Source organism: Streptomyces sp. BYX5S, assembly GCF_054724165.1.
Window position 1 is genome coordinate 6654455 of record NZ_CM138829.1, and the last position, 13037, is coordinate 6667491.

The following is a 13037-nucleotide window of genomic DNA, read 5'->3' on the forward strand; positions in this document are numbered from 1 at the left end:
GACCCGCACCACTTTCCGGCCGTCCCGTGTCACAACCCGGCCACCCCCGTCCGTCTCCTCAGCGAGCAGTCACGGGAGGAGCCTGATGTCCGCACCAACCGAACGCCGCGCACCCGCCCCCGCCAAGGGTGAACGCCTCGCCGACTGGGCCGACGGGCGGCTCGGGATCCACGGTCTCGGGCGCTCGTACCTGCGCAAGGTGTTTCCCGACCACTGGTCGTTCATGCTGGGCGAGATCTGCCTGTACACCTTCCTCATCCTGATCCTCACCGGCGTCTATCTGACGCTGTTCTTCCATCCGTCGATGAACGAGGTGACGTACCAGGGCAGTTACGTCCCGCTGAAGGGCATCCGGATGTCGGAGGCGTACGCCTCCACGCTCGACATCAGCTTCGACGTGCGGGGCGGGCTGCTGATCCGGCAGATCCACCACTGGTCGGCGCTGATCTTCATCGCGGCGATGTTCGTGCACATGATGCGGCACTTCTTCACCGGCTCGTTCCGCAAGCCGCGCGAGCTGAACTGGCTGTTCGGCTGGGTCCTGCTGTTCCTCGCCCTGTTCGAGGGGCTGCTCGGCTACTCGCTCCCGGACGATCTGCTGTCGGGCGCCGGCATGCGGCTCGTGGAGGGCATGACGCTCGCGATCCCGGTCGTCGGGACGTATCTGTCGTTCTTCCTGTTCGGGGGCGAGTTCCCCGGCGACGACATCGTGGCGCGCTTCTACTCGATCCACGTCCTGCTGCTGCCCGGCATCATGGCGGTGCTCGTCGTCCTCCACCTGATCCTGGTCTTCTACCACAAGCACACGCAGTACCCGGGGGCCGGAAAGACCGAACGGACCGTCGTGGGCGAGCCGTTCTTCCCGAACTACGTGGCCAAGGCGGGCGGGTTCTTCTTCCTGGTGTTCGGCGCCGTGGCGCTGATCTCGGCGGTCGCGTCCATCAACCCCGTCTGGGTGTACGGGCCCTACCGGCCGGACCAGGTCTCCACCGGCGCCCAGCCGGACTGGTACCTGGGGTTCGCGGAGGGTCTGGTGCGGGTGATGCCGGGGTGGGAGATCGTGGTGGGCGGGCACACGCTCGCGCTCGGCGTCTTCATCCCGTTCCTGGCGTTCCCGCTGTGGCTGGTGCTCATCGGGGTGTATCCGTTCGTGGAGGCGTGGGTCACCGGCGACAAGCGGGAGCACCATGTGCTGGACCGGCCGCGGAACCGCCCGGTGCGTACGGCCCTCGGCGTCGCGTGGCTCACCGGGTTCCTCGTGGCGATGGCGGCGGGCGGCAACGACCTGTGGGCCACGCACTTCCACCTCTCCGTGAACGCCATCACCTGGTTCGCGCGGGTGGCGCTGTTCGCCGGGCCGGTGCTCGCGTTCGTCGTCACGAAGCGGATCTGCCTCGGGCTGCAACGGCGCGACCGGGAGAAGGTGCTGCACGGGCGGGAGACGGGGCGGATCAAACAGTTGCCGCACGGCGAGTACGTGGAGGTCCACGAGCCGCTGGAGCGGGCCGAGTCGTACCGGCTCACCCAGCACGAGCAGCCCGCCGCGCTGGAGCCGCCGCCCCGGACGGACGAGCACGGCGTACGCCGCCGGGCCACGGCCTCGCTGCGGCTGCGGGTGGCCCTGTCGCGGTGGATGTTCGGCGAGGGGACGCAGGTGCCGAAGGCGGGCGCCGGGGCTAGTGCGCCGCGAGCCGTTCCACCAGGCCGATCCCCTTCGCCAGCAACTCCCGCTCCGCGGGCGACAGTTCCGCCTCGATCGCCTGCGCGAGCCAATCCGCCCGGCGCTCCCGCTCCTCCTCGAGAAGGGCGCGCCCCGCGGCCGACAGCTCGACCAGACTCTTCCGGCCGTCGGTCGGATGGGCACGGCGGGTGAGCAGCCCCTGCTCCATGAGCAGCCCGACGGCACGGGCCATGGACTGCGGGCGCACGCGCTGATCGGCCGCCAGTTCGCTGGTGGTCAGCGCGCCGCTGCGGTCCAGCGCGCCGAGCACGGCCACCTGACCGAGCGGCATCTGGTCCTCGAGCTTCACGCGCCGCGTGAGCTTTCCCATCGCGGTGCGGAGTTCGGCGGCGACGGCGGCGGATTCCGGGAGGGGCATACCGGATTTTAACGCAGCACTGCTGCGCAGCGGCTCTGAGCAGCCGCGCTGTGCAGCACGGCTGGGCAGCGCGGCTGGACAGCCACACTGAACAGCAGAACTGATCAGCACGACTGCACAGCATTGCTGTAGAGTTTTCGGTGCCGGGGCCGCGCCACCGTCGCCGCAGCCGGGCCCCGGCGCACATATGCGCACGGGGAAGGACACCCACTCCCATGACCGCCATCACTTCCGTCACCGGCCGCCGCGTCCTCGACAGCAGGGGCAACCCCACCGTCGAGGTGGACGTGGAACTGGCCGACGGCTCGCTGGGCCGCGCCGCGGTCCCCTCCGGCGCCTCGACCGGCGCCCGCGAGGCCGTCGAACTCCGTGACGGGGACCCGGCCCGCTGGCACGGCAAGGGCGTCGACCGGGCCGTGCGACACGTCGGCACGGAGCTCGCGGACGCCGTCGTCGGGCGCGAGGCCGAGGACCAGGCGGGGCTCGACGCCGCCCTCGTCGCGGCGGACGGCACGCCCACCAAGGCCCGGCTCGGCGCCAACGCGCTCCTCGGGGTCTCCCTGGCCACCGCGAAGGCCGCGGCCGCCGCCCACCGGCTGCCGCTCTACCGCTACCTCGGCGGCGCCGACGCCCGGCTGCTCCCCGTACCGATGATGAACATCGTCAACGGCGGCGCGCACGCGGACAATCCGCTGGACTTCCAGGAGTTCATGGTCGCCCCGATCGGCGCGGAGACCTTCGCCGAGGCCGTGCGGATGGGCTCGGAGATCTTCCACACCCTGCGCCGCGACCTGCTCGCCGCCGGGCACTCCACCGGCGTGGGCGACGAGGGCGGCTTCGCGCCCGCGCTGCGGACCGCCGAGGAGGCCCTCGACTTCGTGGTGGCCGCCGTCGAGCGCACGGGGTACCGGCCGGGCACGGACATCGGCCTCGTCATGGACCCGGCGTCGTCCGAGTTCTTCCGCGACGGCGCCTACGACTACGCCGGGGAGGGCGTGCGGCGCACCCCGGCCGAACACGCCGACTACCTGGTCAAGTTGATCGACTCGTACCCCGTCGTGTCGATCGAGGACCCGATGGCGGAGGACGACCTGGCGGGCTGGCGGGACCTGACCGCGCGGGTCGGCGGCCGCTGCCAGCTCACCGGCGACGACGTGTTCTGCACGAACGAGACCATCCTGCGCGACGGCATCGCCACCGGTGTCGCCAACTCGGTCCTGGTGAAGGTCAACCAGATCGGGACGCTGACGGAGGCGCTGGCCACCGTGCACGCCGCGCACCGCGCGGGCTACACCGTCGTCATGTCGCACCGCTCGGGCGAGACGGAGGACACGACGATCGCGGACCTGGCCGTCGCCACGGGCTGCGGCCAGATCAAGACGGGCTCGCTGTCCCGCTCCGACCGCACCGCCAAGTACAACCAACTCATCCGTATCGAGGAGGAGTTGGGAGCGAGCGCCCGGTACGCGGGCGCGGCCGCGCTGCGTCGCTGAGCCGCCAGGGGGCGGCGGCGGGCGCTAGAACCCGCCGCCGAAGTCGCCGCCGCCCCCGCCGAAGTCGCCCCCGCCTCCGCCGTCGCCGAAGCCGCCGAAGTCGGACGAGTCGAAGTCGGCGCCCGAGTAGTCGCCGCCGTCGTAGCCCGCGTCCGCGCCGAAGTCGCCGTACCCGGCGCCGTAGTCCGCCGCGTAGGCGGGGGACGCCATCATCGAGCCCAGCACGGTGCCGACCAGCAGGCCCGGCAGGATGCCGCCGCCGAAGTAGCCGCCCGCCCACGGCCCGTACGCCGGACCCGCGTCGTAGTACGGGCGGCGCTCGCCCGCTCCCGCGTCGACCGTGCGCACCAGCGGCCGGTCGCCGTCCTTCAGGCGGGTCGCGTCCGCCGCGCACACCGGGACCTGGCGCGGCGCACCGCCCTCAGGCGTCCACTCGGCGTCCTCGACGGACGGGCCGTGGCGCGGGTCGAAGAAGCACGGCGAGCGGCGCTCGGGCAGCGCGCGGCCCTCGCGGCGGGCGGCGAGCAGCGCCAGCGAGAACCGGCCGTCCTCCAGCGCCTGCGTCACCCCGCGCACCTCCTCGGGGCGCTGGGCCGCCGCCATGAACCGCTTCGCCTTCTCGTACGCGTCGAGCGCGCGCTCGAAGTCGGCGCGCATCGCGTCGTCGGCGCCGGCCTCCGCCGGGTGGAAGTCGAGGCGCTCCAGCTCCTCGCCGAACGCCGTGATGTCCTCGTCCACCACGACCCGCAGCTTTTCGAGGGCCTCCCGCTGCTCCTCCTCGCGCCTGCGCCGGTTGCGCCTGACCAGGGCGTACGCGCCCGCGCCGCCCGCGACGACGACCGCGCCGACGCCGATGAGCGCGCCCACGGGCACGCCGTCGTCGGCGCCGCCGGCGTTCCAGCTGTCGGGGGCGGAGCCCTTGGCGGTGCGGACGGCCGTGTCGACGTAGTCGTCGAGCTGCTGCTTGGCGGGTTCGCCCTGGACGGACCGCGCCAGGTTGCCCACGGCGTTCTGCGACATCACCTGGCGGTCTGCCTTCACGTCGAACGCTTCTCCGAGGCGCACCCCGTAGACGCCGACGATCCCCGTCTTCGTCCGCAGGTCGGTGAAGAGGTCCTGCTTGGGGAAGTCCGCGGGCAGCACCGCCACCATCACGGGTTTGTCGGCGTCCTTGATCTTGTCCGCGAGGGCGTCGACGTCGGCGGACGTAAGCCCGTCCGCGGCGCCCGGGGCGACGTAGACAGGGCTCTTCTCCAGGGCGTCCGCCACGGTGGACACGTCCGTGGCGGCGGAGGCGGGAGGCGCCACCGCGAGGGTGGCGCCCAGGGCGAGGAGCGGCGCGGCGAGGGCGGCGAGGTAGGGCCTCATACCCTCGACGCTAACTCAGTGGACGCCTCGGGGCGCTGCCCCGGACCCCGCTCCTGCGCTCCTCAATCGCCGGAGAGGCTGAAGGCGGCTACTCGACCGGCTCGACGCCCGCCCGCAGCAGCCCGTACGTGTACGCGTCCTCCAGCGCGCCCCACGACGCCGCGATCACGTTCTCGGCGACGCCGACCGTGGACCACTCCCCCGCGCCGTCGGACGTGGAGATCAGGACGCGGGTCGTGGAGGACGTGCCGTGCTTGCCCTCCAGGATGCGGACCTTGTAGTCCACCAGCTCCAGCTTCGCGAGCTGCGGGTAGATGCGCTCCAGGCCGACGCGGAGCGCGCGGTCGAGGGCGTTGACCGGGCCGTTGCCCTCCGCCGTGGCGACGATGCGCTCGCCCTTGGCCCACAGCTTCACGGTGGCCTCGTTGGCGTGGCTGCCGTCGGGGCGGTCCTCGACGATCGCGCGCCAGGACTCGACCTTGAAGTACGTGCGCTCCCTGCCCTCGACCTCGGCGCGCATCAGCAGCTCGAACGACGCGTCGGCGGCCTCGTACGTGTAGCCCTGGAGCTCGCGCTCCTTGACGCGCTCGACGACGCGGCCCACCAGTTCGCGGTCGCCGCCCAGGTCGACGCCGAGCTCCTTGCCCTTGAGCTCGATGGAGGCGCGGCCCGCCATGTCGGAGACCAGCATGCGGATGTGGTTGCCGACGAGGTCGGGGTCGATGTGCTGGTAGAGGTCCGGGTCGACCTTGATGGCGGAGGCGTGCAGGCCGGCCTTGTGGGCGAAGGCCGAGACACCCACGTAGGGCTGGTGCGTGGAGGGGGTGAGGTTCACGACCTCGGCGATGGCGTGGGAGATGCGGGTCATCTCGCGCAGCGCGCCCTCGGGGAGGACCTTCTTGCCGTACTTGAGCTCCAGGGCGGCGACGACCGGGAAGAGGTTGGAGTTGCCGACGCGCTCGCCGTAGCCGTTGGCCGTGCACTGGACGTGGGTGGCGCCCGCGTCCACGGCGGCGAGGGTGTTGGCGACGGCGCAGCCGGTGTCGTCCTGGGCGTGGATGCCGAGCCGGGCGCCGGTGTCGGCGAGGACGGTGGAGACGACGGCCTGGACCTGCGCGGGCAGGAAGCCGCCGTTGGTGTCGCACAGGACGACGACGGAGGCACCGGCCTCGTGCGCGGTCCGGACGACGGCCTTCGCGTACTCGGGGTTGGCGCGGTAGCCGTCGAAGAAGTGCTCGCAGTCGATGAAGACCCGGCGGCCCTGGGCGACCAGGTACGAGACCGTGTCGCGGACCATCTCCAGGTTCTCGTCGAGGGTGGTGCGCAGGGCCAGTTCGACGTGCCGGTCGTGGGACTTGGCGACGAGCGTGATCACGGGGGCGCCGGAGTCGAGGAGCGCCTTGACCTGCGGGTCCTCGCTGGCCTTGGCGTTGGCCCTGCGGGTCGCGCCGAAGGCGACGAGCTGCGCGTGCTTGAAGTCGATCTCCTCGCGCGCGCGGGCGAAGAACTCCGTGTCGCGGGGGTTGGCGCCCGGCCAGCCGCCCTCGATGAAGCCGACGCCGAAGTCGTCCAGGTGCCGTGCGATGGTCAGCTTGTCCGCGACGGTGAGGTTGATGCCCTCGCGCTGCGCGCCGTCGCGCAGCGTGGTGTCGAAGACGTGGAAGGAATCGTCGAGTTCAGTGGGCTGTGCACTGGGACGTTCACTGAGGCTGCTGCTCATGCTGATCTGGCTCCTGATGGGGATTCTCGGTCTACCGGAATGACCGGCTCCACCGTCCATCTATGATCCCTCGCGCACTCCGCCTGGCTGTGGGTGGGCCAGAAACAGAAAAACCCCTCGCGGGTGCGAGAGGTCTGCGCGCGGGTCGAGGACGACGGTGTCCACCTGTACCGGGTCGTACGAGGCGGTCACTGCGGACCGGCGCGCCTGCTGCCAATAATCATGGCGAACGAGAGCACGGCGGCAGTCTGCCACAGCCCGGCCGGATGCCGGGCCGTGGTCTCACGATGCGGTCAGGCGGCCCGGTCGGCTTCGGGCCCGGCCCCCTCCGGCCGGGTGCGCAGCGGCACTTCCCGTACGAGGAGCGCCGCCCCGAGGGCCACGGCGCACAGCACCGCCGTGCCGACCGCCACGCCGTGCAGCCCGGCGACGATCCCCGCCGGGTCGGTGCCGCCGTGCGCCCGCCCGGCGAACACGGACCCGAGCACCGCGACGCCGAGCGAGCCTCCGACGGTCCGCAGCAGTGTCTGGGTCCCGCTGGCCGCGCCGATGTCACGGGGCTCGGCGCTGTTCATGGTGATCAGCAGGGACGGCTGGAGCAGGCAGCCGAGTCCGATGCCCAGGAGCAGGGTCAGGGCGGACGCCACCCAGGCCGCCGTCCCGGTGTCCAGCAGGAGCAGGGCCAGGGCGCCCGCCGTCCCGAGGACGCCGCCCACGATCGGGTAGTGCCGGTAGCGGCCGCCGTTGCCCACCCGGCGTCCGATGGTCAGTTGGGCGCCCATCATGCCGAGCATCAGGGGGAGCAGCAGCAGTCCGCTGCCCGTCGACGACATCCCCCGCACGTGCTGCATGTACTGCGGCAGATAGGTGGCCGCCCCGAGCATCGCCGCCCCGGAGACGAAGCTGAGCACCTGCGCGACGCCGAAGCTGCGGTCGCGGAACAGGCGGGGCGGGATCACCGGTTCGGCCGCGCGGCGCTCCACCGCGACGAACCCCGCGACGGCCGCCACCGAGACCAGCGCGAGCGCCCCGATCCGGGGCGATGTCCAGGCGTACGCCGTCCCGGCCCAGGACGCCAGCAGCGTCAGGGCGAGGATCGCGGCGGTGAGCAGTGCGGCGCCCGCGAGGTCGACCCGTGCCCGCACCCGCGTCGAGCGCAAGCGCACGCCCGCCCCGACGACGGCGAGCGCGACGGCCCCGACGGGCACATTCACGTAGAACACCCACCGCCAGTTCAGCTGGTCCGTGAGGAAGCCGCCGAGCAGCGGCCCTCCGATCATCGCGGCGGGCAGCAGTACGCCGATGACGGACTGCGAGCGGCTGGCCCCGGCCGGGCCGAGCAGGGTCCCCACGAGCGAGAGCGCGCCCACGAACAGGCCGCCGGCGCCGATGCCCTGCACCGCCCTGAACGCGATCAACTGGCCCATGTCCTGGGCGAGTCCGCACAGCACCGATCCGGCGAGGAAGACGGCGACCGAGGCGAGATAGCTGCCCTTGCGGCCGTAGAGGTCGCCGATCTTGCCCCAGAGCGGGGTGGTCACGGCCGCCGCCAGGAGATACGCGGTCACCACCCAGGAGAGCTGGTCCAGGCCGCCGAGGTCGTCGACGATGACGGGCAGGGCCGTGCCGACGATCGTGCCGTCCAGCGTGGCGAGCACGATGCCGAGCAGCAGGCCCGCGATCACGAACCGGGAGGGCGTCGCCCGCTCCTCGGCCGCCTTCTCCATGAGTGTCGTCATGGCCGCCCTCAAACCGCGTACGGGCGGACGGACTTGGCGTCGCGCAGCGCCTGCGCCCACCACGTCAGCTGGTCGAGCATCGACTTCGCGGCGGCGTCCACGACGGGATCGTCGACGCGCCCCTCCGCGTCGAAGGCGCCCCAGGCGTTGTGGAAGCTGACCGTGTTGCGGATGGACATGGCGTTCAACTCGGCCATCACCACACGCAGTTGCTCGACCGCGCGGAGGCCGCCGGACAGACCCCCGTACGAGACGAAGGCGACCGGCTTGCCGTGCCATTCCTGGTTGTGCCAGTCGATCGCGTTCTTCAGGGCGGCCGGGAAGCTGTGGTTGTACTCCGGCGTGACGAGGACGAACGCGTCGGCGGCCGCGAGGCGCGGCGAGACGAGGGCGAGCGCCTCCTTCGTGCCCGGCGGCGGCTCCTCGCCGAAAGCGGGCAGCACGGTGGGCAGCGGGGTCTCGGCGAGGTCGACGACATCGGCGCGCAGATCGGCACGCTGTCCGAGCTGCCCGGCGAGCCAGCGCGTGACGACGGGCGCGAACCGGCCCTCGCGGGTGGATCCGATCAGGACGGCGACGCGGAGCGGAGTGGTGTCGGACATGGCGAACCCCCTGGATGCGCACGATGTGTACGGCGTACTCATTCGCGTACAACGTACACACCGATGTGTACGGCGTCCACTGGCGATACGATGTACACAATCGTGAGCGGGAGGAGCCGGAGCGTGGCGGCAGGGAAGAAGACCGGGGACGAGGAGGGTCGGCTCGTCGAGCCCTCGCTCTGGGAGCGGCTCGAACGGCCCGCACCGGCCCGGCGCGCGGCGCTGACCCTGGAGCGGATCGCGGCGGCGGCCGTGGAGCTGGCCGACGAGGAGGGCGGCGCCGCCGTCACCATGCGCCGCCTCGCCACCAAGCTGGGCGTCGCGCCCATGGCGGCCTACCGGCACGTCTCCGGCAAGGAGGACCTGTGGGCGCTGATGTTCGACCGGGTCTCCGCCGAGCTGACCGTGCCCGACGACGTGACCGACTGGCGTGAGGTGTTGCGCTCCTTCGCCTTGCAGACGCGGGAGTTGATGCTCCGCCACCCCTGGCTCGGGCAGACACCGCTGCCGGGAGCCCAGCTCACCCCCGCGCGGATGGCCGTGGCGGAGCGCCAGTTGAGGGCGCTGGCCGGCAAGGACCTCGACGCGGACTCGATGGTGGCCGCCCACCGGGCGGTCGGCGCGTTCGTGCACGGCGCGACGCAGACCGAGATCGCGCTGCGCCAGTACCGCGAGCAGCACGACTGGAAGAGCGGGGACGAGACCCGTCAGGCGCTCGCCCCGCAGATGAACTACCTGATGGAGAGCGGCCGTTACCCGAACTACCGCGCGTACACCCTGTCAGCGACGCGCAAGGACGACCCCGCCTGGGAGTTCGAGTTCGGGCTCGACTGCGTGCTCGACGGGATCGCGCGGCGGCTCGGGATCTGACGCCGCCGGAGGCGTCAGGCGACCCGCTCGGCCTTCTCGGGGGCGGTCGCCTCGGCCTTGACGCGGTTCAGGTCGATGTCGCGGGTCTCGCGCATCGAGAGGTAGACGATCAGGGAGACGGCCGCGCAGCCCGCGACGTACCAGTAGAAGCCGGATTCGATGCCCGCGTTCTTGAACCAGAGCGCCACGTATTCGGCGGTGCCGCCGAAGAGGGCGTTGGCGATGGCGTACGGGAGGGCGACGCCGAGGGCGCGGATGCCGGTCGGGAAGAGTTCGGCCTTCACGCACGCGTTGATGGACGTGTAGCCCGTGACGACGACGAGGGCGAGCAGGGAGAGGCCGAGGGCCGGCCAGAACGAGCCCGCGTGCTGGAGCAGCGTCATGATCGGCACGGTCAGGAAGGTGGAGCCGACCGCGAAGGTGATCAGGAGCGGGCGGCGGCCGATCCGGTCGGAGAGCGCGCCCGCGACCGGCTGGAGGCAGGCGAAGACGACGAGCGCGCAGAACGAGACGAGCGTCGCCGTCTCCTTGCTCAGGCCCGCGGAGTTCGACAGGTACTTCGTCAGGTACGTCGTGTACGTGTAGTACGCGACGGTGCCGCCCATGGTCAGCGCGATGACGAGGAACGCCTCGCGCTTGTGCGCCCACAGCGCCTTGAGGGTGCCCTTGTCGTCGCCGCCCACGGTGGCGTCGGCGTCGGCGGACTCCTCGTAGACGTCGGTCTCCAGCATGTTGCGGCGCAGGTAGAAGATGACCGCCGCGCCGAGGGCGCCGATGATGAACGGGATGCGCCAGCCCCAGCTGTGCAGCGCGTCGTCGGACATCGTGCGCTGGAGCAGGATCTGGAGGCCGAGGCCGACGATCTGGCCCGCCGTCATCGACACGTACTGGAAGCTGGAGGCGAAGCCACGCTTCTCCGGCGCCGACGCCTCGGTGAGGTAGGTGGCGCTGGCCGCGTACTCGCCGCCGACCGACAGGCCCTGGAGCAGGCGGGCGATCAGCAGCACCGCGGCGCCGCCGTACCCGGCCACCGCGTAGGTCGGCGCGACGGCGATGAGGACGGCCGAGGCCGACATGAGGGTGACGGTGAGCGTCAGCGCCGCCTTGCGGCCCTTGCGGTCACCGACCCGGCCGAGCAGCCAGCCGCCCACGGGGCGCATGAAGAAGCCGACGGCGAAGATGCCGGCGGTGTTCATGAGCTGGGCGGTCGGGTTGCCGCTGGGGAAGAAGGACCCCGCGAAGTACGTCGCGAAGCTGGCGTACACGAACCAGTCGAACCACTCGACCATGTTCCCGGCCGAGCCGACCAGGATCTTCTTCCATTGCTGTCGTTCCATGATCGGCACGATGCGCGACCTGTCGTGCTCAGGGCAAGGGCGTAAGTGACAACGATCGCACTTACTTGCGTTCATACTGTTCACGGGCGAGTTCGGCGAACGTCGCGAGCCAGTGGTCGGTCGTGAAGTCGCCGCTCTCGACGGCCGGAAGACCCGCGTCGAGGTGCTCCCGCGCGGCCTGCGCGAGCCGCTCGCGGACGGCTCCCTCGGGCAGCGCGTTCGCGATCGCGCGCAGCGACGCGGCACGGGAGAGCGCGAGGCCGAGCAGGTGCCCGATCTGCGGGTCGGAGTGGTCGGAGACGACCGGTACGTCGAGCAGCGCGCAGGGCGCGCCGGTGGCGAGCGCCGGGAGGAAGCGGTCGAGCCAGGCGGCGAACGCGTCGGCGTCGTCGAACACGCGGCGCATCGCGTCGGCCTCCGTCAGGGCCGGCGACAGGAAGTCCTGGCCGGAGGGTTCCCAGTGGGCGGGCGCGTCGTGGTCGTCGGCGAACCAGTCGCGCAGGCGGTCCCGTACGGCGTCCAGGGTGCGGTGCGGCAGCCCCGCGCGCTCCCCCGTGTCGAGGATCAGGCCGAGGGCGAAGGCGCTGTTGGGGTGGTTGCCGTGGCGCACGGGATACGTGGCCTTCGGCAGCCAGTCGGTGAGGAGGCGGTCGACCGCGTCGACGGCGGGTTCGAAGGCGTCGGCCCATCGCGTGCCGTCGCACTGCGCCGCGAGCGCGACGAGCCAGGCCCAGCCGTAGGGGCGCTCGAAGCTCGGGCGGGCCAGGAGGTATGCGGCTTCCCGGGCGAGGTTCTCGCGGGTGAGGTGGCGGTCGAGTACGTCGGCGTGGGCCTCCGGCCGGGTGCGGAGCAGCAGCCAGTGCATGTGGACGGCGCTGTGCCAGTCGTAGGCGCCGTAGAAGGCGGGGTGGAGGTCGCTCGGGCGGGGGTTGTCGGCCGGGGAGGTGGTGAGGTGGGCCGTGAAGTTGGGGTACTCGCGAGTGACGTTGGCTGCCGCCAGTCGGGCGGTTTCCTCCGGGGTGGGCATGGGGTGATCCTTCGGTGGGGTGGGGGCGGGTGAGTGGGCGCGGGGTGCGGGGGCGTTGCCGGGTGCGGTTCCGCTTGTGGTTGCGTTCGCGCAGTTCCCCGCGCCCCTTTCGGGGCGCGGGGCGCCCCTGCTAGTGGGTGGCGCCCTCGGTGATCCGCAGGTCGTCGTGGGTGGTGACCGCGGCGAGCAGCATCGCGCGGAGGCCCGTCGCGACCGTCTCGACCGGGAGGGACGGCGCCGTGCCGTCCGTGACCTGCTCGGGCGCCCAGGGCACATGCACGAACCCGCCCCGCACGCCCGGGAGTTCCGTGGCCAGCAGGTGCGCGAGGCCGTACGCCACGTGGTTGCACACGAACGTCCCGGCCGTGTTGGACAACGCCGCCGGCACCCCCGCCTCCCGCATCGCCGCCACGCACGCCTTCACCGGCAAGGTGGAGAAGTACGCCGCCGGTCCGCCCGGCACCACCGGGACGTCGATGGGCTGGGCCCCGGCGTTGTCGGGGATCCGGGCGTCGTCGACGTTGATGGCGACGCGTTCGACGGTGACGCCGGGGCGGCCTCCCGCCTGGCCGAGGCAGACGACCAGATCGGGCCGGGCCCGGGTCACCGCGTCCCGCAGCGCGGTCAGCGACTCACCGAAGACGCACGGGAGTTGGACCGCCGTGACGGTCAGGCCGTCCGGTGGGGCGGCGGCGACGGCCTCCGCCGCCCGCCACGACGGGTTCACGGACTCCCCGCCGAACGGTTCGAACCCGGTGAGCAGCACCCGAGTCATCCTGCGA

The 13037-nt window shown here is 72.0% G+C and carries 10 protein-coding genes and 1 pseudogene; 3 read left to right on the forward strand and 8 right to left on the reverse strand.

The genetic code is table 11. The features are described 5' to 3' along the window. Positions 1-85 precede the first annotated feature (85 nt). Positions 86-1672 (forward strand): annotated as a pseudogene (gene qcrB, locus ACYBSK_RS29975) (cytochrome bc1 complex cytochrome b subunit); the annotation flags it as partial. Between the two features lie 4 nt (positions 1673-1676). Here qcrB and ACYBSK_RS29980 read toward each other — a convergent pair. Beyond that, positions 1677-2099 (reverse strand): MarR family winged helix-turn-helix transcriptional regulator, encoded by a 423-nt coding sequence (locus ACYBSK_RS29980; protein ID WP_457481898.1) that lies wholly within the window; start codon positions 2097-2099, stop codon positions 1677-1679. Between the two features lie 215 nt (positions 2100-2314). Here ACYBSK_RS29980 and eno point away from each other — a divergent pair, with 215 nt between their 5' ends. After that, positions 2315-3592: a phosphopyruvate hydratase gene (eno, locus tag ACYBSK_RS29985; protein WP_460244000.1), complete on the forward strand. Its 1278-nt coding sequence runs from the start codon at positions 2315-2317 to the stop codon at positions 3590-3592. 24 nt (positions 3593-3616) lie between these two features. On the opposite strand, the gene ACYBSK_RS29990 is transcribed toward eno, so the two are convergent. The 4 genes from ACYBSK_RS29990 to ACYBSK_RS30005 form a co-directional block, all read right to left on the reverse strand. Further along, a complete protein-coding gene (locus tag ACYBSK_RS29990) occupies positions 3617-4960 on the reverse strand; it encodes a hypothetical protein (protein ID WP_457480373.1) in 1344 nt (447 codons plus the stop codon). A gap of 88 nt (positions 4961-5048) precedes the next feature. Further along, the gene (gene cimA, locus ACYBSK_RS29995) at positions 5049-6680 is read right to left on the reverse strand and encodes a citramalate synthase (RefSeq protein ID WP_457480374.1); all 1632 of its coding nucleotides are present in this window, start codon (positions 6678-6680) and stop codon (positions 5049-5051) included. 293 nt (positions 6681-6973) lie between these two features. Continuing rightward, positions 6974-8419: a DHA2 family efflux MFS transporter permease subunit gene (locus ACYBSK_RS30000; protein ID WP_460244001.1), complete on the reverse strand. Its 1446-nt coding sequence runs from the start codon at positions 8417-8419 to the stop codon at positions 6974-6976. An 8-nt stretch (positions 8420-8427) separates the two neighbouring features. Continuing rightward, a complete protein-coding gene (locus tag ACYBSK_RS30005) occupies positions 8428-9021 on the reverse strand; it encodes an NADPH-dependent FMN reductase (RefSeq protein WP_460244002.1) in 594 nt (197 codons plus the stop codon). 123 nt (positions 9022-9144) lie between these two features. Here ACYBSK_RS30005 and ACYBSK_RS30010 point away from each other — a divergent pair, with 123 nt between their 5' ends. Continuing rightward, positions 9145-9891 carry a TetR/AcrR family transcriptional regulator gene (locus ACYBSK_RS30010; protein ID WP_457480377.1) on the forward strand — a complete coding sequence of 249 codons (747 nt, stop codon included), beginning with the start codon at positions 9145-9147 and terminating at the stop codon, positions 9889-9891. 14 nt (positions 9892-9905) lie between these two features. Here the strand turns inward: ACYBSK_RS30010 and ACYBSK_RS30015 are convergent, their stop codons facing one another. The 3 genes from ACYBSK_RS30015 to pcp form a co-directional block, all read right to left on the reverse strand. Beyond that, complete coding sequence (locus tag ACYBSK_RS30015; protein ID WP_457480378.1) at positions 9906-11228, reverse strand: MFS transporter; 1323 nt, start codon at positions 11226-11228, stop codon at positions 9906-9908. Between the two features lie 61 nt (positions 11229-11289). Then, a complete protein-coding gene (locus ACYBSK_RS30020) occupies positions 11290-12255 on the reverse strand; it encodes a DUF2891 domain-containing protein (protein ID WP_460244003.1) in 966 nt (321 codons plus the stop codon). Positions 12256-12385: 130 nt separating this feature from the next. Further along, on the reverse strand, positions 12386-13030 hold the full coding sequence (gene pcp, locus ACYBSK_RS30025) for a pyroglutamyl-peptidase I (RefSeq protein WP_457480380.1): 645 nt from the start codon (positions 13028-13030) through the stop codon (positions 12386-12388). Positions 13031-13037 lie beyond the last annotated feature (7 nt).

What these genes read in the sequence shown, in the direction of transcription:
- ACYBSK_RS30000 (WP_460244001.1), bottom strand. Translation starts at nt 8,419, where the DNA reads ATGACGACACTCATGGAGAAGGCGGCCGAGGAGCGGGCGACGCCCTCC.
- ACYBSK_RS29990 (WP_457480373.1), bottom strand. Translation starts at nt 4,960, where the DNA reads ATGAGGCCCTACCTCGCCGCCCTCGCCGCGCCGCTCCTCGCCCTGGGC.
- pcp (WP_457480380.1), bottom strand. Translation starts at nt 13,030, where the DNA reads ATGACTCGGGTGCTGCTCACCGGGTTCGAACCGTTCGGCGGGGAGTCC.
- ACYBSK_RS30005 (WP_460244002.1), bottom strand. Translation starts at nt 9,021, where the DNA reads ATGTCCGACACCACTCCGCTCCGCGTCGCCGTCCTGATCGGATCCACC.
- ACYBSK_RS29980 (WP_457481898.1), bottom strand. Translation starts at nt 2,099, where the DNA reads ATGCCCCTCCCGGAATCCGCCGCCGTCGCCGCCGAACTCCGCACCGCG.
- ACYBSK_RS30020 (WP_460244003.1), bottom strand. Translation starts at nt 12,255, where the DNA reads ATGCCCACCCCGGAGGAAACCGCCCGACTGGCGGCAGCCAACGTCACT.
- eno (WP_460244000.1), top strand. Translation starts at nt 2,315, where the DNA reads ATGACCGCCATCACTTCCGTCACCGGCCGCCGCGTCCTCGACAGCAGG.
- ACYBSK_RS30015 (WP_457480378.1), bottom strand. Translation starts at nt 11,228, where the DNA reads ATGGAACGACAGCAATGGAAGAAGATCCTGGTCGGCTCGGCCGGGAAC.
- cimA (WP_457480374.1), bottom strand. Translation starts at nt 6,680, where the DNA reads ATGAGCAGCAGCCTCAGTGAACGTCCCAGTGCACAGCCCACTGAACTC.